General features: G+C 66.2%; 19 protein-coding genes. 13 read left to right on the top strand and 6 right to left on the bottom strand.

Annotated features, from left to right (window positions below):
* Positions 1 to 14: 14 nt before the first annotated feature.
* Both ACFOPI_RS12305 and ACFOPI_RS12300 read left to right on the top strand, forming a co-directional pair.
* Complete coding sequence (locus ACFOPI_RS12305) at positions 15 to 434, top strand: ArsR/SmtB family transcription factor (protein WP_382174225.1); 420 nt, start codon at positions 15 to 17, stop codon at positions 432 to 434.
* Positions 431 to 973 (top strand): SRPBCC family protein, encoded by a 543-nt coding sequence (locus ACFOPI_RS12300; protein ID WP_382174223.1) that lies wholly within the window; start codon positions 431 to 433, stop codon positions 971 to 973. Before ACFOPI_RS12305 ends, ACFOPI_RS12300 begins: the two co-directional genes overlap by 4 nt.
* Before the next feature lie 26 nt (positions 974 to 999).
* On the opposite strand, the gene ACFOPI_RS12295 is transcribed toward ACFOPI_RS12300, so the two are convergent.
* From ACFOPI_RS12295 to ACFOPI_RS12270, 6 genes are read right to left on the bottom strand one after another with little or no spacing between them, the layout of a single operon-like run.
* Positions 1000 to 1740, bottom strand: a complete 741-nt coding sequence (locus ACFOPI_RS12295; protein ID WP_382174221.1) for an aspartate/glutamate racemase family protein — start codon at positions 1738 to 1740, stop codon at positions 1000 to 1002.
* The gene (locus ACFOPI_RS12290) at positions 1737 to 2438 is read right to left on the bottom strand and encodes a GntR family transcriptional regulator (protein ID WP_382174219.1); all 702 of its coding nucleotides are present in this window, start codon (positions 2436 to 2438) and stop codon (positions 1737 to 1739) included. The genes ACFOPI_RS12295 and ACFOPI_RS12290 overlap by 4 nt, the downstream gene beginning before the upstream one ends.
* Positions 2435 to 3310 (bottom strand): ABC transporter permease, encoded by an 876-nt coding sequence (locus tag ACFOPI_RS12285; protein WP_382174218.1) that lies wholly within the window; start codon positions 3308 to 3310, stop codon positions 2435 to 2437. Before ACFOPI_RS12285 ends, ACFOPI_RS12290 begins: the two co-directional genes overlap by 4 nt.
* Before the next feature lie 2 nt (positions 3311 to 3312).
* Positions 3313 to 4233, bottom strand: a complete 921-nt coding sequence (locus ACFOPI_RS12280) for an ABC transporter permease (RefSeq protein ID WP_382174216.1) — start codon at positions 4231 to 4233, stop codon at positions 3313 to 3315.
* A 20-nt stretch (positions 4234 to 4253) separates the two neighbouring features.
* Entirely contained in the window at positions 4254 to 5531 is a 1278-nt protein-coding gene (locus tag ACFOPI_RS12275) for an ABC transporter substrate-binding protein (RefSeq protein ID WP_382174215.1), read from the bottom strand.
* Positions 5532 to 5591: 60 nt separating this feature from the next.
* The gene (locus ACFOPI_RS12270) at positions 5592 to 6599 is read right to left on the bottom strand and encodes an ABC transporter ATP-binding protein (RefSeq protein WP_382174213.1); all 1008 of its coding nucleotides are present in this window, start codon (positions 6597 to 6599) and stop codon (positions 5592 to 5594) included.
* A 170-nt stretch (positions 6600 to 6769) separates the two neighbouring features.
* Between ACFOPI_RS12270 and dapF the strand changes: the two genes are divergently transcribed.
* The 11 genes from dapF to mraZ all read left to right on the top strand — a co-directional run bounded on the left by dapF (position 6770) and on the right by mraZ (position 18246).
* Complete coding sequence (gene dapF / locus ACFOPI_RS12265; protein ID WP_382174211.1) at positions 6770 to 7645, top strand: diaminopimelate epimerase; 876 nt, start codon at positions 6770 to 6772, stop codon at positions 7643 to 7645.
* A gap of 22 nt (positions 7646 to 7667) precedes the next feature.
* Positions 7668 to 8348: a DUF484 family protein gene (locus ACFOPI_RS12260; RefSeq protein WP_382174209.1), complete on the top strand. Its 681-nt coding sequence runs from the start codon at positions 7668 to 7670 to the stop codon at positions 8346 to 8348.
* A gap of 34 nt (positions 8349 to 8382) precedes the next feature.
* The gene (locus tag ACFOPI_RS12255) at positions 8383 to 9324 is read left to right on the top strand and encodes a tyrosine recombinase XerC (protein ID WP_382174207.1); all 942 of its coding nucleotides are present in this window, start codon (positions 8383 to 8385) and stop codon (positions 9322 to 9324) included.
* Between the two features lie 131 nt (positions 9325 to 9455).
* Entirely contained in the window at positions 9456 to 9893 is a 438-nt protein-coding gene (locus tag ACFOPI_RS12250) for a DsrE family protein (RefSeq protein ID WP_382174206.1), read from the top strand.
* A 24-nt stretch (positions 9894 to 9917) separates the two neighbouring features.
* Positions 9918 to 11102: a class I SAM-dependent rRNA methyltransferase gene (locus ACFOPI_RS12245; protein WP_382174204.1), complete on the top strand. Its 1185-nt coding sequence runs from the start codon at positions 9918 to 9920 to the stop codon at positions 11100 to 11102.
* Between the two features lie 62 nt (positions 11103 to 11164).
* Positions 11165 to 12232: a CobW family GTP-binding protein gene (locus tag ACFOPI_RS12240; RefSeq protein WP_382174202.1), complete on the top strand. Its 1068-nt coding sequence runs from the start codon at positions 11165 to 11167 to the stop codon at positions 12230 to 12232.
* A gap of 462 nt (positions 12233 to 12694) precedes the next feature.
* Positions 12695 to 13549: an RNA polymerase-binding protein DksA gene (gene dksA / locus ACFOPI_RS12235; RefSeq protein ID WP_449272024.1), complete on the top strand. Its 855-nt coding sequence runs from the start codon at positions 12695 to 12697 to the stop codon at positions 13547 to 13549.
* Between the two features lie 39 nt (positions 13550 to 13588).
* Positions 13589 to 15472, top strand: a complete 1884-nt coding sequence (locus ACFOPI_RS12230) for an STAS domain-containing protein (RefSeq protein ID WP_449272022.1) — start codon at positions 13589 to 13591, stop codon at positions 15470 to 15472.
* A 148-nt stretch (positions 15473 to 15620) separates the two neighbouring features.
* Entirely contained in the window at positions 15621 to 16166 is a 546-nt protein-coding gene (hslV, locus tag ACFOPI_RS12225) for an ATP-dependent protease subunit HslV (RefSeq protein WP_066153541.1), read from the top strand.
* A gap of 2 nt (positions 16167 to 16168) precedes the next feature.
* On the top strand, positions 16169 to 17497 hold the full coding sequence (gene hslU / locus ACFOPI_RS12220) for an ATP-dependent protease ATPase subunit HslU (protein ID WP_382174197.1): 1329 nt from the start codon (positions 16169 to 16171) through the stop codon (positions 17495 to 17497).
* A 323-nt stretch (positions 17498 to 17820) separates the two neighbouring features.
* A complete protein-coding gene (gene mraZ / locus ACFOPI_RS12215) occupies positions 17821 to 18246 on the top strand; it encodes a division/cell wall cluster transcriptional repressor MraZ (RefSeq protein ID WP_382174195.1) in 426 nt (141 codons plus the stop codon).
* Positions 18247 to 18252: the final 6 nt, after the last annotated feature.

Below are 18252 nucleotides of genomic sequence, written 5' to 3'. Positions count from 1 at the left end.
ATACATTCAACCACATGGTTGAACTTCAAGAATCCCAACTCGATGCCGTCTTCCACGCCCTGGGTGACCCGACACGGCGGCAGATGCTCCATCGCCTGGCGCAGGGCGAGCAGACCGTTGGCCAGTTGGCCGAGCCGCTGAGCATGTCGCTGGCGGCGGCGTCCAAGCACATCAAGGCGCTCGAAGGCGCCGGCCTCATCTCGCGCGAGGTGTTGGGCCGCATCCACGTGTGCCACCTGAATGCCGCTCCCCTGCGCGCTGCCGACGAATGGCTGCGGCGATACGAGGCCTTCTGGAACGCCCGCCTGGATCGGCTGGAAGCGCTGTTGCTCGAAGAAGGCGCCGCGGCCTCGGCCAGCGATGCGGCGCCCTCCCGTCGGCAGCGAAGCACCGCCCCGAAAACTTCCCCCCCACCCAAACGGAGTTCACGATGACCGACTCGCATTTCAACGACCTGCGCGGTACCCTGACCGACGCGAACACGCTGCTCCTGCAGCGCCAGCTGCCCGGCTCCATCGAGCGGGTGTGGTCCTACCTGACCGACAGCGATCTGCGCCGCCGCTGGCTGGCCAGCGGAACCATGCCGCTCCACGCAGGCGCCTCGTTCGAGCTGGTGTGGCGCAACGACGACCTGTCCGGATCCAGCGCTGAACGGCCGGACGGATTTCCGGAAGAGTCCCGGGCCACCTGCCAGTTCATCGACGTCGATCCCCCGCGGCGGATGCGCTACATCTGGCCCGGCGTGGGCGAGGTGTGCATCGAACTGGAGCCGCGCGGCGACGGTGTGATGCTGACCTTGACGCACAGCCAGCTGATCGGTGAGCGCCTGATCTTGAACGTCTGTGCGGGCTGGCATGCGCACCTGGCGTTGTTGACTGCTCACCTCGAAGGCCGCCGGCCACCCTCGCTGTGGAGCACCTGGGCGCGACTTCGCCAGGAATACGAAGAGCAGCTCTGCGCCAGCGGACAGTGACCCGAGCCACCACGCCCGCGGTCAAGTCAACTGCCAGGGCCGAGCCGGGTCATTTCCGGCGAGAGGCCCTGCCACGCGATTTCGAAGCCCGGCGTCTGGCGCACCGGTGGCAGCGGTGTGGTGCGCAGTGCCCAGTGGGTGCCGGCGGTCACGCTGTCGATCACCGGCACGGGCACCTGGGCCTGCACGACCGCGGCCATGCCGGCAAGACCGGCACCTCCCAGGATGACCGCCTGCACGCCCAGCTGGTGGGCCGCGTCGCGGCAGGCCTGGGCCAGCAGACGGTGGGCGGCGGCCGGGTCCGCGGCCAATTGCGCGCCGGTGGGGGCCACGGTGTGGATACCGGCCAGCTGCTGCGCCTGACCCAGGGCCTGCGCCAGTCGTTGCAGCATGGGGCCCCAGCGCTCGCCGCCGGTGACGATGGCGTAGCGCCCGTGGCGCGCGGCCTCGATGAAGGCGGCCTCGGCCAGACCGGTGACGGGCGCCGGACTGGACTCGCGCAGCGCCATCAGGCCGGGGTCGCCGAAGCAGCCGATGAGGACCGCGTCCGGTGGTGACTGAGGTCCTGCGAGGTCGACAGCCCAGGCGTCCAGCGCCGCGTGCGCAGCCACCGCGTAGCTGGCCTCGTCGGCGATGTAGGGCGCGCCGAAGCGGGCGGTGACGGTGCGCACCGCCACGTGCGATCCGGCAGCGGCCTGCACGTGCTGCTGCAGCAGCGCGCTGACACGCTCCGAGGTGTTGGGGTTGATGACCAGCAGCCGTTTCATGAACCGAACAGCGCCAGCAGGTCCGGTGCCGCCTCCGGTGTGGACGTGAAACTGAGTTGTGATTCCAGCCGCTCCAGGTGCTCGCGCATCAGGCGCGCGGCTTCCTTGGCGTCGCGCAGCTGGATGGCGGCGAGCAGGGCGCGGTGTTCCTGGCAGCCGCAGGCGGTGGCGTCCTCGCGCGCCTGGGCGTGTGGCGCGCTGTAGGCCATGAGGATGAGCGAGGTGCGCGAGACCAGTTCGCGCAGGATGCCGCCCAGGGTCTGGTGGCCGGCGTGTTCGGCGATCTGCAGGTGGAAGTCGCCCGAGAGCCGGATGGCGCGCCGCATGTCACCGGCCTTGCGCGCGGCCTCTTCGTCGCGGATGCAGGTCTTGAGCGCCTGGATCTGGGCGGTGGTGGCCTGGGCGATGAAGCGCTCGACCAGCAGCGGCTCGATCATGCGCCGCACCTCGAACACTTCGTGCGCCTCCTGCTCGCTGGGCTCGGCAATCGCCGCGCCCCGGTTGGGCGTGAGCGTGACCACCTTCTCGTTGGCCAGCCGCACCAGCACCGGCCGGATGCGCGTGCGCGAGACGCCGAAGGCCGCCGCCAGCCGGTCCTCCACCAGCTTGGTGCCGGGCGGCAGCTGGTGGTCGAGGATGGCTGAGACCATGCGCTCGTAGATCGCCTGGTCGGACAGCGGCGTCGCGGCGGTTTTCATTTCTTCTTCAGCCAGAGGGCGAGGCCGACGGTGATGCCCATCACGGCGAAGGACACGACCGTGGTCACTGTGCCCAGCGCGTAGATGGCCGGCGTGGTGACGGTGGCTGTGAGGCCTTGCAGCTCCAGTGGCAGGGTGTTGACATCGCCGATGGCCTGCGATGTGCGGGCGATTTCGTCCCAGCTGAGGGTGAAGCCGAACATGCCCACGCCGACCACCGAGGGGCCGATGAGGGGCAGCACGACGTGGCGGAAGGTCTGCCAGGGTGTGGCGCCGAGGTCGCGCGCCGCCTCTTCATAGGCCGGGTTGAAGCGGTTGAACACCGCGAACATGATCAGCAGGCCGAACGGCAGGGTCCAGGTCAGGTGTGCGCCCAGGGCCGAGGTGAACAGGCCCAGCGCGGTGCCGTATTCCTCCAGCGTGGTGGTGGCGCCCGCGGCTTCGAGCAACCATTTGAGCCCGCCGTCGAGCAGGCGGAACTGCAGGCCGATGCCCAGCGACACGATGATGGACGGCATGATCAGGCTGGCCACGGTCACGTAGAACAGCGCATTGCCACCCGCGAGCTTCTTGCGGAAGGCCAGACCCGCCAGCACCGACAGCAACACGGTGAAGGCCATGACCACCGCGCCCAGCATCAGCGAGCGGGTGAAGGCGGCGCCGATGTCCACCGTGCCCAGGCCCTCTGCGAGCTGGCGGAACCAGTGCAGCGACCAGCCCCGCATCGGGAAGGTGAGTCCGCCCTCCGGCCCCTGGAAGGAGAGCACGAAGATCACGAACATCGGGCCGTACATGAACAGCACGAACAGGGCGAATACGATGGCCAGCGGCCAGAAACCGGCGGCGCGCGCATCGGAGACTCGGGCTTGCATGATCAGAGTTCCTTCCGGATGTCCACGAGGCGCGTCAGGCCCCAGATGATCATGAGCACCACGGCCAGCAGGATCACCGCGTTGGCCGCGGCCAGCGGGAACTGCAGGTAGCTGGTCTGCACCTGGATGATCTTGCCGACCGAGGCGATCTGCTGGCCGCCCATGACACCGATGGTCACGAAGTCGCCCATGACGATGGTGATGACGAAGATCGAGCCGATGATGATGCCGGTCTTGCACAGCGGCACGATGACGTTCCACAGCGTCTGCCAGGCGCTCGCCCCGGCGTCGCTGGCGGCTTCGAGCAGGCTGCGGTCGATGCGCATCATGCTGTTGAAGATGGGCACGATCATGAACATGGTGTAGAGGTGCACGAAGGCCAGCACCACCGAGAAGTCGGAGAACAGCAGCCATTCGATGGGCTGGTCGATCAGGCCGATGCCCTGCAGGCTCTGGTTGACCAGGCCGTTGCGACCCAGCAGCGGCACCCAGGAAATCATGCGGATGACGTTCGATGTCCAGAACGGTACGGTGCACAGAACGAAGAGCGCGGTCTGCATGCCCGAGGAACGCACGTGGAAGGCCAGGAAGTACGCCACCGCAAAGCCCAGCACCAGCGTGATCAGCCAGACCAGGAAGCTGAACTTCAGCGTGGACAAATAGGTCGAGAGCGTGACGCAGAAGTCACCGTGTTCGGTGAGCGCCGAGCAGCCCTCGAAGATGGACAGGTAGTTGCGGACCGTGAAGGCCGGGATCAGTTCGTACTCGTTGAAGTCCCAGAAGCTGACCATCAGCACCAGGCCGAGCGGGATCAGGAAGAACAGCACGAACACCAGCGTGTACGGCGCCGCCTGCCACCAGGCGTGCAGCGTTCGGTTGGGGCTGTCGGTGACGGGGGCCGTCACGGCGGTGTTCGTGCTCATGGGCTCAGAGGGCTGGGTTGTCAGGCGGCGACGAATTCATTCCACTTGCGGACCATGTACTCGTTCTCGTCCATGACCGCGTTCCAGCAGGCGATGCCACCCATGCGCGCTTCGTAGCTGCCGCCGTCGCGCACCGCACCGGCCTTGGCCAGCACGTCGCCGTTGGGGCTCTTGATGTCCTGGGTGGCGGGTTTGCCTTCCATCCAGTAGGCCCACTCGTAGGCTTCCATCTTGGACTTGGCGGTGTCCAGCACGGCGCTGTAGTAGCCCTGGCGGTTGAGGTACGCACCGGCCCAGCCGTCGAGGAACCAGTTGATGAACTCGTAGGCACCGTCGAGCTTGCGGCCCGACAGGGTGGCCGGCAGACCGAAGCCGGCGGCCCAGGCGCGGTAGCCCTCCTTGAGCGGCTGGAAGTTGCAGGCGATGCCCTTGGTGCGCACGGCGGTGACAGCCGGGCTCCACATCGACTGGATCACCACTTCGCCCGACGCCATCAGGTTCACGGACTCGTTGAAGTCCTTCCACAGCGCGCGGAACTGGCCGGCCTTCTTGGCCTCGATCAGGGTCTTGATCGTCAGGTCGATCTCGGCCTTGGTCATGTTGCCCTTGTCGGCGTACTTGTGGATGCCCATGGCCTCGACCACCATGGCGGCGTCCATGATGCCAATGGAGGGGATGTTCAGGATGGCGGCTTTGCCCTTGAATTCGGGGTTGAGCAGTTCCTTCCAGCTGTCGATCGGGCGCTTGATCAGGTCGGGGCGGATGCCCAGCGTGTCGGCGTTGTAGACCGTGGGGATCAGCGACATGAACTGGGTCGGGCTCTTGGCGAAGACCTTGCTCTTCTCGCCTTCCAGGAAGATCACCTTCTTGGGCGCGGTGCCCTGGTCGCCCACGGCCTTGCCGGCCACGGTGCCGGTGGTGAACAGGCTGGTGATCTTGTCGGCGTTCTTGATCTTCTTGACGTCGATGCCCTTGAGGTTGCCGGTCGGCACGATCTTCTTGAGCGAGAAGTACTCGGTGTCGATCAGGTCGAAACTGTTGGGCGCGGTGACGGCGCGCTTGGTCACGTCGTCGGTGGTCACGGCCACGTACTGGATCTTGATGCCGGTGTCCTTCTCGAACTTCTCGGCGATGGTCTTGTCCTGGTTCACCGCGGTGCCCAGGTAGCGCAGGGTGATCTTTTCCTGTGCGATGGCCGGCGAGAGGCCGCTGGCCAGGATGCCGGCCAAGCCGGCGGTGCCTTGCAGCAGGCTGCGGCGCGACAGGCCGTCTTGCGGGAGGTCGGTGGAATCGGACATGGAGAACTCCTTGGGTTCAGGTGGGGAGGGACAGGGGAGGGGAAAGGCAAGCAGACGGGTTCAGGCGGCGAGGGCGTGCGCCTGGGCCGGGTTCCAGCTCAGGTCGGCGCGCTCGCCGGTGGTCCAGGGGCGGTCGACAAAGCTCGCTTCGGGCAGCATCACGGACACACCCCGGTCGCCACCGTCGCCGTCGAGCTGCAGGCCCAGCAGCACGTAGGTGCCCTGGTACTCCACGTCGCTCACGGTGGCGGTCCAGCCGGTGCTGCCGGCCTCGGTCAGGCGGATGTGGTCGTTGCGCACAGCGACTTTGCCGTCGGCGGTCTGCAGCACGTTGTGGCCGCCCATGAAACGGGCCACGAACTCGCTGGCCGGCCGGTTGTAGACGGTGTGGGGCGGTCCGGCCTGTTCGATGCGGCCGTGGTTCATCACCACCATGGTGTCGGCCAGCGCCATCGCCTCTTCCTGGCTGTGAGTGACGTGGATGAAGGTCAGACCCAGCTCCTTCTGCCAGTGGCGCAGCTCGGCGCGCATCTGGATGCGCAGGAAGGGGTCGAGCGCGGACAGCGGCTCGTCCAGCAGCAGCACGCGCGGCTGGGTGATAAGGGCTCGCGCCAGCGCCACGCGCTGCTGCTGGCCACCGGAGAGTTCGCCGGGTTTGCGGTGCGCCAGGTGCCCCATGGCCACGCGCTGCAGCAGATCCTGTGCGCGGGCGTGGCGCTCGGCCTTGGCCACCCCTTTCATCTTCAGGCTGAAAGCGACGTTGTCCAGCGCCGAGAGGTGCGGAAACAGCGCGAAGCTCTGGAACATCATGGCCGTGCCGCGCGCCGCGGCGGGCAGGTTGGTGATGTTGCGGTTCTCAAGCAGGATGTCGCCGCTGGTGGTGCTCTCATGCCCCGCGATCATGCGCAGCGTGGTGCTCTTGCCGCAGCCCGAGGGGCCGAGCAGGCAGCAGTAGCTGTTGGCGGCGATGCGCAGGTTGATGGCGTCGACGGCCACGGCGCCCGGACCGTACTGCTTGGTCAGGGCGATCAGTTCGACGGCGGCGGGGGCGGGGGTTTCTGCGTCCATGCCGAGCCTGTTGCACGAGCCGTGCCAGCTGTTTTGTATGCAATTTGCACAAGATTGCATACAAAACAGCACCGGCTTTGTGCGCAGTGTGGCGCGCGAGGTGCGTGCCGGTCCGCGGCGGTGCGCATGCACCGGCACGGCGCGCACCGGGGTGGGCGGATAATCGAACCATGCGAGTGCACTTCACCAAAATGCAGGGCGCGGGCAACGACTTCGTCGTGCTCGACGAGACCCGCGGCCGCCTGGGCCTGAGCGCGGCCCAGTACCGTTTCCTGGCCGACCGCCACTTCGGCGTCGGCGCCGATCAGATCCTGTCGGTGCGCCCCGCGCCGTCGGACGGCGTGGACTTCGAGTACGTGATTCACAACGCCGACGGTGGCGAAGTCGAACATTGCGGCAACGGTGCGCGCTGCTTCGTGCGCTTCGTTCGCGACAAGGGCCTGACCGACCTGAACCCGGTCCGCGTCAAGGTGAAGCACGGCGAGATCAGCCTTTCCCTGAATGAAGACGGCCGCGTGACCGTGGACATGGGGGCGCCCATCTTCGACCTGACGCGCGTGCCCTTCGACGCCGCCGGCCAGGCGCCCACGCCCATGGGGAACTTCGAGCGCTGGACGCTGCCGCTGACCGGCGGCGACGTGGCGCCTGTGGCCGTGCTGTCCATGGGCAATCCCCATGCGGTGCTGCTGGTGGACAACGTGGACACGGCGCCCGTGTCCACCTGGGGTCCGCAGATCGAGCGCCACGTGCAGTTCCCGGCGCGCGTCAACGCTGGCTTCCTGCAGGTGGTGGACCGTACGAACGTGCGACTGCGTGTGTATGAGCGCGGCGTGGGCGAAACCCTGGCCTGCGGCACTGGCGCCTGCGCGGCGGTGGTGGCCGGCATCCGCCTGGGCCTGCTGGACGAGCGCGTCGACGTCGAGACGCGCGGCGGCCGCCTGACCATCGCGTGGCGCGACAATGCGGCGCATGACGCCCCGGTCTTCATGACCGGACCGGCCACCTCGGTGTTCGAGGGCGACATCGACGTCCCCGAGCTGGCCTGAACATCAGGATCGACACACTCCAATGACCGACCCGACCATTCCTCCGATCACCGAAGACGACATCGCCAACTACCTGGCCAACACACCCGACTTCTTCGAGCGCCATGCCGGCGTGCTGGCGGCTGTGCAGCTGAGCAGCCCCCACGGCCAGCGCGCGGTGAGCCTGCAGGAGCGCCAGGCCGAGATGCTGCGCGAGAAGATCAAGGGCCTGGAGCTGCGCTCGGCCGAGATGATCCGCCATGGTCAGGAAAACTCGGCCATCGCCGACCGCCTGCACCGCTGGACCCGCGAGCTGTTGATGACCCGCGACACGCAGGACCTGCCGCTGGTGGCGGCGCGCGAAATGGCGGCCCAGTTCAATGTGCCGCAGGTGGCGATCAAGCTGTGGGGAGTGGCGGAGGACTTCTCCGGCCAGTCCTATGCCCAGGGCGCCAGCGACGATGTGCAGGCCTTTGCCTCGTCGCTGCCGCGCCCTTACTGCGGCGCCAATCCGGGCCTGGAGGCGGCCGGCTGGCTGGTCGATCCGGGCGCGGTGGCCTCGCTGGCCCTGATTCCTCTGCGCGCCGGCGAGGGTCAGGACGCGTTCGGCCTGCTGGTGCTGGGCTCGCCCGACCCGCAGCGCTTCGCCGCCGACATGGGCACCGAATTCCTCGAACGCATGGGCGACCTGACCAGCGCCGCCCTCTCGCGCCTGCGCCCCTGAACAGGGCAGAGCCGTGGGCAGCGGTGCCGTGTCCATGAACCCTGCCGATGACGCGGCGCTGGTCGAGGCCTACCTTGCCCATGTGCGCATCGACAAGCGGCTGGCGGTGCGCACCGTTGAGCTTTACACCGGCGACCTGGCCCGGCTGGCGCAGAACGCGCAGTCCGCGGGCGTGGGCCTGCGCCAGGTGCAGAGCGGGCACGTGCGGCGCTGGGTGGCCCAGATGCACAGCGCCGGCCGCAGCGCGCGGGGCATCGCGCTCATCCTCTCCGGCTGGCGCGGCTTCTATGTGTGGCTCGGACGCCAGGGCCTAGTGACCCAGAACCCGGTGCAGGACGTGCGCGCGCCCAAGGCCGGCAAGCCCTTGCCCAAGGCTCTGGGTGTGGACGAGTCGGTGCAGCTGGCCTCGCACGTGGAAGAGGGCGACGACCCGGCGCTGGAGGCGCGCGACGCCTGCATCACCGAACTGCTCTACGGCTGCGGCCTGCGCATCGGCGAACTGGTGGGGCTGGATGTGGCGGCCAGTGGCACGGCGCGGGGCTGGATCGACCTGCAGGCGGGCGAGGCCCATGTGCTGGGCAAGGGCGCCAAGCGACGCAGCGTGCCGGTGGGCCGCTCGGCGCTGGAGGCGCTGCAGCGCTGGCTGACGGCACGCCCGGCCATGGCCGGCGACGATCCGGCGCTGTTCATCGGGCGCCACGGCACGCGCCTGACCCCCCAGCACATCCGGGTGCGGCTCAAGCGCCGGTCCCTGCTGGCCGGTCTGTCGACCCCGGTGCATCCGCACATGCTGCGCCACTCGTTTGCCAGCCATGTGCTGCAGAGCAGCGGCGACCTGCGCGCGGTGCAGGAGCTGCTGGGCCACGCCAGCATCGGCACCACACAGGTCTACACCCGGCTGGACTTCCAGCACCTGGCCCGTGCCTACGACGCAGCCCACCCGCGCGCCAAGGGGCGCGGACCCGCCAAGTCCTGACAGTGGGCCCTCAGCCGACCGGGAATACCCGCTGACGAAACAGAGCAGGGCGATTGAAAATGTTATTTGCAAATATCATTGCTCGCTTCTTTTGATTGCGCTTGCTGGCGCACACCACTGGAGACACACCCATGCCCCGACTGTTTCTGGCCTTCAAGGCTGCATTGCTGACCCTCTTTCTTGCAATGTCTGCGCCGTCGCACGCGGCCGATGACGTGATCAAGACGGTCTATCACATGAGCGAAGGCATCCCGCAGGCCTCGCGCGCCATCAACAACATCCGCAACCACCTGGCAGCCGACCCCAAGGCCAAGATCGTGGTGGTCACGCACGGTCTGGGCATCGACTTCCTGCTCGACGGCGCGACCAACCAGATGGAGCAACCCTTTGCCGGCGCCATCGGCGAGCTGGCGGCCAAGGGCGTGGAGTTCCGGGTCTGCAACAACACCCTGGTCTCGCGCAAGATCGACGCCTCCAAGGTGGCGATGGAAGCCAAGATCGTGCCGTCCGGCGTGGCCGAGGTCGCTCGGCTCCAGGCGCGCGAAGGCTTCGTCTACCTGAGACCTTGACTTCACGCGGGGCACAATCCCCGCATGAAGATCATTCGACTCAAGCCCGGTAAGGAGCGCTCGCTGCAGCGCCGCCACCCCTGGGTGTTCGACGGGGCCATTGCCAAGGGCGGCGCCGATGCCGGCGAAACCGTGCGCGTGGACAGCGCCGACGGCCAGTTCCTGGCCTGGGGCGCGTACTCGCCCAGTTCCAAGATCCGCGTGCGCGCCTGGAGTTTTGACCAGGCCCAGCGCATCGATTCCGCGTTCTTCCGCGACACGCTGCGCCGTGCCATTGCGCTGCGCGAGCGCATGGGTATCGCCAGCAACGGTCTGCGCTTGGTGCACGGCGAGTCCGACGGACTGCCGGGCCTGGTGGTGGACCGTTACGGCGACACCCTGGTGGCGCAGTTCGGCGCTGCGGGCGTGGAGCGCTGGAAGGATGTGATTGCCGATGCGCTGCTGGAACTGACCGGCTGCCCGCGCCTGTACGAACGCTCCGACGCCAGTTCGCGCGCGCTCGAGGGCTTGCCCGCGGTCACGGGCTGGCTGCGCGGTGACGGTCCCACGGCCTTCGAGCTGCAGGAACACGGCTGGCGCCTGGGCCTGGATATCGCCCTGGGACACAAGACCGGCTATTACCTCGATCAGCGCGACAGCCGCGGGACGCTGCACGACTACACGAAGCGCCTGAAGTTTGCGCAGGTGCTCAACTGCTTCAGCTACACCGGCGGCTTCTCGGTGGCGGCGCTGGCGGGCGGGGCAGGGCATGTGACCAGCATCGACTCGTCCGGCCCGGCGCTGGAACAGGCGAGCGCCAACCTCCTGCTCAACGGGCTGAATCCGGCGCAGGCCACATTCATTGATGCCGACGTCAACGCCTCGCTGCGCCAATTCGTGTCCGAAGGCCGGCAGTTTGATGCCATCGTGCTCGATCCGCCCAAGCTGGCCCCCACGGCGGCGCACGCCGAGCGTGCGGCGCGCGCCTACAAGGACATCAACCGCCTCGCGTTCAAGCTGCTGCCGCCGGGCGGTGTGCTGTTCACCTTTTCCTGCTCGGGTGGTATCGGCGTCGAGTTGTTCCACAAGATCGTGGCGTCCGCAGCCAGTGACGCCGGTGTGGACGGCGCCGTCCTGCAGCGGCTGGGCGGCGCCTGCGACCATCCGATGACCACCGCGTTCCCCGAGGGCGAATACCTCAAGGGCTTGGTCATCATGAAAAAGCTGTAGCCCCAACAAGGTCGCCCCGCTGCACTACACTCCCGGCCTGCTTTTTGCATACGGAACCCGCCATGTCGCTCATTCCCGCCACCATCCTCACCGGCTTCCTCGGCTCGGGCAAGACCACGCTGCTCAAGCGCGTGCTGACCGAGGCGCACGGCCAGAAGATCGCCGTGGTTGAGAACGAGTTCGGTGAAGAGAACATCGACAACGAGATCCTGGTGGCCGACACGCAGGAAAACATCATCCAGATGAGCAACGGCTGCATCTGCTGCACCATCCGCGACGACCTGCGCGCCACCCTGGCCGACCTGGCACAGAAAAAGCGCAAAGGCGAACTGGATTTCGAGCGCGTGGTCATCGAGACCACCGGCCTGGCCGACCCCGGCCCGGTGGCGCAGACCTTCTTCATGGACGACGAGGTGGCCGAGCAGTACTTGCTGGACTCTATCCTGACCCTGGTGGACGCCAAGCACGCCGCCGACCAGCTCAACGACCGCCAGGAGGCGCGCCGCCAGGTGGGCTTTGCCGACCAGATCTTCATCAGCAAGGCCGACCTGGTGTCCCAGGACGAGGTGGACGCCCTGATCCACCGCCTCAAGCACATGAACCCGCGCGCGCCCATGCGCCCGGTGCATTTCGGCGAGGTGGCGCTCAAGGAGGTGTTCGACCTGCGCGGCTTCAACCTGAACGCCAAGCTGGACATCGACCCGGACTTCCTGAGTGTGGACGAGCATGATCACGGTCATGACCACCACGACCATGACCACGAGCATGGCGAGCACTGCAACCACCCCTCGCACCAGCATGGTCACGCCCATGGCCACCACCATCACCACGACGACGATGTGAAAAGCTTCGTCTACCGGGCCGACAAACCGTTCGATCCGGCCAAACTGGAAGACTTTCTGGGCGCGATCGTGCAGGTCTACGGCCCCAAGATGCTGCGCTACAAGGGTGTGCTGAACATGAAGGGCACCGACCGCAAGGTGATCTTCCAGGGGGTGCACCAGCTCATGGGCAGCGACCTGGGGCCGCTGTGGGCCGAAGGTGAGGCCCGCACCAGCAAGATGGTGTTTATCGGCATCGACCTGCCCAGGGACATCTTGGTCCAGGGTCTCGATCAGGCGCTGGTCTGAGCGGGCAGCTGCGTCACAGAAGCGGAAACGGAACCCCTGATGCTGTTGGTCTCGCTTCTCCAGAGCCTGGGTTTTCCCTCGGATCCCGCGTCAGTGTCTTCGAGGGCTGCGTCGTTACAATCGCCGCCCAAGTCGGCAGCCCGCCGCCCACCCGAGTCTTCTGCACACCAGCAGAAGCAGGCCGGCGCTACCGACGTCCGCAAACGGGGTATAACCACAAACCAGCCGGTTTCGGCCGAGCAAAGCGATGCGGTCAGGGGCTCCACCCCGTCCAGCGCGCCACCCCGCCACCAGGCAGCGTCAGGCACTGAGAGGAGATCCTTTGTGAAAGCCCCGGCCCCCCCCACCGCGAAGAATCGCCAACCCGCCGCGTCAGCTGGCAAGGGGCGGTCTGCGTCTGCTGTGGCGCCGGCTTCCAAGGCAGCTGCGAAAACCGCGGCAAAGCCGGCCAGCGCCAAGACGGTGGTCGGCAAGCCCGCGGCCAAGGCCGCCACCAAAACAACTTCCCCCGCGGTGAAAAAAGCAGCTGTGCCCAAAGCTCAGGCTGCTGCCAAGCCGGTGGTGGCCCCCAAGGCCGCAGCGAAATCGGCCAGCAAGCCGGCCCCTGTCAAGGTGGCGACGCCTTCGGTCAAGGCCGTGACCAAACAGAAGGCGCCGGCCGCGCCTCCTCCCGTGGCCGCCCCGGCGCCCATCATCATCGAGCCCACGCCACGCCCCTTGGGCAAGCGGGCTGCCAAGAAAGTGATGATGGAACAGATGACACAGGCTGCGGTCGTTCCGACCCATGCCCCCAACGCCGCCAAGGCGACCTTCTCTTTATCGAACGAACGTGTGATGACTGCTCCCGCGCCCACCGCCATCCAGAAAGACCCGAAACGTGCCAACAACTGGAAGTCCCTGCCGGTCGAACAACTGACCGACCAGGACGTTCAGTCCATGCCCGATTCGGAGTACATGAACGACGTGCAGCTCGCTTTCTTCCGTCGAAAGCTGTCCCAGCTCAAGGAAGACATGCTGGCCAACGCCGGCGAAACCACCGAGCATCTGCGCGAAGACACCGTCGTGGTGCCCGACCCCGCCGATCGCGCGACGATCGAGGAAGAACACGCCCTGGAGTTGCGCACGCGTGACCGGGAACGCAAGCTGCTCAAAAAGATCGAGCAGGCCATTGCCCGAATCGACTCGGGCGATTACGGGTACTGCGAAGAGACGGGTGAGCCGATTGGTGTTGGCCGCTTGATGGCGCGCCCGACAGCCAGTCTGTCGCTGGAGGCACAACAGCGGCGCGAACTCAAGCAGAAAATGTTTGGCGACTGACAGCGACTTTTTCAGCGGAACACACTCACACCCTGATCCATGTCCAAGGACGATTCCAGCGGCGGCTTTCTGTCCAAGGTGGTGAAGTTCGTGCGTCATCCGACCACGAGCTGGGCGGATCTGGATACCCGCAGCGCCGACCGGGAGAGCGAATACAACAAGGCCGCGCTCAAGGAGATGATCGAGCGCAAGCGCCGCAACGACTTTGTGCGCAAGCGCGAGTTCGACATGCTGCGCAAGATTCGCAGCCGCGAGGGCGCCGTGGACGGGGCACAGGGCGTCCGGCCCTCCTTCTTCCAGAGCAGTCTGCCTTCCAAGCCCGACGACCGGGCGATGACGCTCAAGAAGATCGACGAGATCGAAGCCCAGATGTCGATGCAGTGGTGGAAGACCAAGGGGCCGGATTCGCTGGTGACCGGAGGGCCCAACTCCGGGGCTCACACCACCGGGGGAACGCCCCTGGAGCGCAAGGCGGACAAGCCGCTCCCCCCCAGGGAAACGGAAGAGCAGAAGCGCCTGAAGGCTCAGTACAACGAAACCGAAGCAGCGACACTGAGTGGCGGTGAAGCCACCACCTCGCCACCCCAGCCGCTGTCGGTGCCTGCAGCGAAAACGCCAGCCCCTGTACCAGCCCCGGGCAATGTGCCAGTGCTTCGCGAAACGGTTCCCCCGCCCAAATCGGGTCCAGATACTGGCCCGGTGCCATCGACCGCGCGCACCGGCCTGATGGCCCCAACCTCGGGCGCGCCGCTCGCGGGCGCCGCTCGCGGCGGGTCGGGGTCTGGCTTCTCGGCCTCGCATTTCTACGCGCTGGACGTGCACGAAATCGCCCAGGACCCGGAGGTCGAGGAGGCCGCTATCCGCTTCGCCAACGGAGACGATGCGGGCGCCGAGCAGGGGCTCAAGGACACCATCGCGGAAGGCGGGCCGCGCGAGAACCAGCTGGACGACTGGCTGGCCCTGTTTGATCTGTACCGGGCCACCGGGCAGATGGCGCCGTTCGAGAGCCGTGCCGTGGATTTTGTGAATCGTTTCGGCCGTTCGCCACCCCAGTGGTACGACATGCCGGAACTGGTGTCTTCCATGACTGGCAAGGCCTTCAAGCCGTCCGCTACGCCGACCAGGGCTTCTTGGGCCTGCGATCCCGAACTGGATGCCCATGCGGTGGGCACCTTGCAGAATGTGCTGCTTCGGGCGCCTCAGCCCTGGGTGCTGGAATGGACGGAGCTGGAGTCCATTGACGTGAAGGCGGCGAGGGCATTGCTGGGCATCTTCACACTCTGGGGTGACCAGGAAGTCGAGATCTCCTTCATTGGCGCGCCCCACCTGCGCGAGGTCCTCAAGCAACTCACGCCTTCTGGACGCCGGGACGTCGAGCAGCTCTGGTGGGAGCTGCGCATGGCTGTCTTGCGGGTGATGAACCGGCCCGACGAGTTTGAGCTGACCGCGCTGGACTTCTGCGTCACCTACGAAGTGTCACCGCCGGGGTGGGAGCGCCCACGCTGCCACTTCAAGGCCATGACCAACGGCACCGTGGACCCGGACGAAGGCGCGTCCGTTCTGGGGGAGGTGGTGCGGGAGACCGTTACTTCCGGCTACACGACGGAGTCGGGGGCCGAAGGTCCGTCGACGGAATTCAATCACCTGGGTCTGGTGGAACTGTCTGGCGAGATCCGTGGTGATCCACAGGCCACCCTTGAGGATCTGGAGCGCCGCCTGCAGGGCGCCGATGTCATGATCATTTCTTGTCGCAACCTGATCCGGGTGGACTTCTCTGCGGCGGGCACGCTTTTGAACTGGGTGGCCGGTCACCATGCATCGGGGCGGCTCGTGCAGTTCGTGGATGTGCACCGACTGGTGTCGGCATTCTTCAACGTCATCGGCATCACCGAATACGCCAAGGTCGTCGTGAGAAACGATTAGGCCCACCCCTGCCGCGCTGCGCGCGATCCCCTCAAGGGGACGGCACGGGCGGCCCGGCAGAGCCGGTTCCGCGGTGCCCTGGAACAACTTCCCCTTATTTCACGAGGCGGGCTTGAGTTCGGCCTCGTTGCCTACATTTCTTTCTCCTATGGACACTTTTCACGGAACCACCATCGTCTGCGTGCGCCGCGAGACGCCCGACGGTGTTCAGGTCGCCATCGGTGGTGACGGCCAGGTCACTCTGGGCAATGTGGTCGTCAAGGGCACGGCGCGCAAGGTGCGCAAGCTCTACCGCGACCAGGTGCTGGCGGGTTTTGCCGGCGCCACGGCCGACGCCTTTACCCTGTTCGAGCGTTTCGAGGCCAAGCTGGAGAAGCACCAGGGTCATCTGGTGCGCGCAGCCATCGACCTCACGCGCGACTGGCGCACCGACCGGGTGCTGCGCCGCCTCGAAGCCATGCTGGCGGTCGGTGACCGCAGTGCGGCCCTCATCATCACCGGCAATGGTGACGTGCTGGAGCCCGAACACGGTGTGGTCGCGATCGGATCGGGTGGTGCCTACGCCCAAGCGGCTGCGCGTGCGCTGGTCCAACACACGGCACTCAGCGCCGAAGACGTGGTGCGGCAGTCGCTCGCCATCGCGGGCGAAATCTGTATCTACACCAACATGAACCACACGGTCGAGGTGCTCTGAACATGTCCTCCATGACACCGCAGGAGATCGTCTCCGAGCTCGACCGTTTCATCATCGGCCAGAACGGCGCCAAGCGCGCTGTCGCCATCGCGTTGCGCAACCGCTGGCGTCGCCAGCAGGTCGACGAGAAGCTGCGACCTGAGATCACCCCCAAAAACATTCTGATGATCGGCCCGACCGGCGTGGGCAAGACCGAGATCGCGCGCCGCTTGGCCAAACTGGCCGATGCGCCCTTCATCAAGGTCGAGGCCACCAAGTTCACCGAGGTGGGCTATGTGGGCAAGGACGTCGACAGCATCGTGCGCGACCTGGTCGAGATCGCGGTCAAACAGACGCGCGAGGCCGACATGCGCAAGCAGCGCATGCGCGCCGAGGACGCCGCCGAGGACCGCATCCTCGACGTTCTGCTGCCGCCTCCGCGCGGCGCCTCTGGTGAACCGCAACCCAACCCCGACAGCACGGCCCGCCAGACCTTCCGCAAGAAGCTGCGCGAGGGGCTGCTGGACGACCGCGAGATAGAGATTGACCTCGCCGAATCGGCGCCCGCCATGCAAGTCATGGGGCCGGCTGGCATGGAAGAAATGGCCGAGCAGCTGCGCGGCATGTTCAGTCAGATGGGGCAGGAACGCCGCCGCAAGCGAAAGCTCAAGATCGGCGAGGCGATGAAGCTGCTGATCGACGAGGAAGCCGGCAAGCTGGTCAACGAAGAAGACGTGCGCACGCGCGCGCTGCACAACACCGAGCAGAACGGCATCGTCTTCATCGACGAGATCGACAAGGTGGCCTCGCGCAGCGAGTCGGGTGGAGCCGAGGTGTCGCGCCAGGGCGTTCAGCGCGACTTGCTGCCCCTGGTCGAAGGCACCACCGTGTCGACCAAGTACGGCATGGTCAAGACCGACCACATCCTGTTTATTGCCAGCGGGGCCTTTCACCTGGCCAAGCCGAGCGACCTGATTCCGGAGCTGCAGGGGCGGTTTCCGATCCGGGTGGAGCTGCAGTCGCTGTCGGTGGACGACTTCGAGGCCATCCTCACCAGTACCCACGCCAGCCTTGTCAAGCAGTACCAGGCGCTGCTGGCCACCGAGGGGGTGACGCTGGAGTTCAAGCCCGATGGCATCCGCCAGCTGGCTCAGATTGCCTGCGATGTGAACGAACGCACCGAGAACATCGGAGCCCGGCGGCTGGCGACGGTGATGGAGCACCTGCTGGACGAGGTCAGCTTCGGTGCCACGTCCCTGCAGAACAGCGCGGTGGTGATCGACGAAGCGTATGTGAACGGCCGGCTGGCCGAACTCAGCCGCAACGAGGACTTGTCCCGCTATATCCTCTGACATTCGCTCCCGGCATGCAGTCCCGGCCGCCCTCAGGGTGGCCGGGACTTTTCATTGGCCCGGAGCGGGGCCATGACCACACCACTGGCCGTCCGTCGCCCACCCTGTGTGTAACAGGGTTTTCAACCATCACATTCACAGCACGCTGTAAGTGCTTGCTTTTGCTGCGTATTTTGAAGTTGAAATTGCTTCAAAATGTGTTCTAAGTGATTGATTTCATTGAAAAAAAACGGCCAGCCAAGGCTTGCAGCCACTGCTTTTCCTGCTACAGTGGAAAAAAGTGCAATTAAGTGGTGAAAAGTGTTTTAGCAGGGTGATTTCCGGTGTTCCAAGGCGCTTCCTCTCTCAGTCTCGATGCCAAAGGCCGGCTGTCCATGCCGACCCGGCACCGCGACGCCCTGGGCGCCCAGTCCGGTCAGCTGACCATCACCAAACACCCCCACGGCTGCCTGATGGTATTCCCCCGCGACGAATGGGAGAAGTTCCGCGCCCGCATTGCGTCGCTGCCAATGGATGCGCAGTGGTGGCGCCGCATCTTTCTGGGCAACGCCATGGACGTTGAAATGGACGCCTCGGGCCGGATCCTGGTCTCGCCCGAACTGCGCACTGCCGCCGGCATCAGTCGCGAAGCCGTGCTGCTGGGAATGGGTTCCTACCTGGAGTTGTGGGATGCGCAGTCCTACGCCGCCAAGGAGGCCGAGGAAATGCAGAAACCCATGCCTGATGTCCTCAAGGACTTCAGTTTCTGAGGACGG

This window comes from Hydrogenophaga luteola, assembly GCF_042648585.1.
GTDB lineage: Bacteria > Pseudomonadota > Gammaproteobacteria > Burkholderiales > Burkholderiaceae_C > Hydrogenophaga > Hydrogenophaga luteola.
This window is presented reverse-complemented; position numbering and strand designations above follow the sequence as displayed.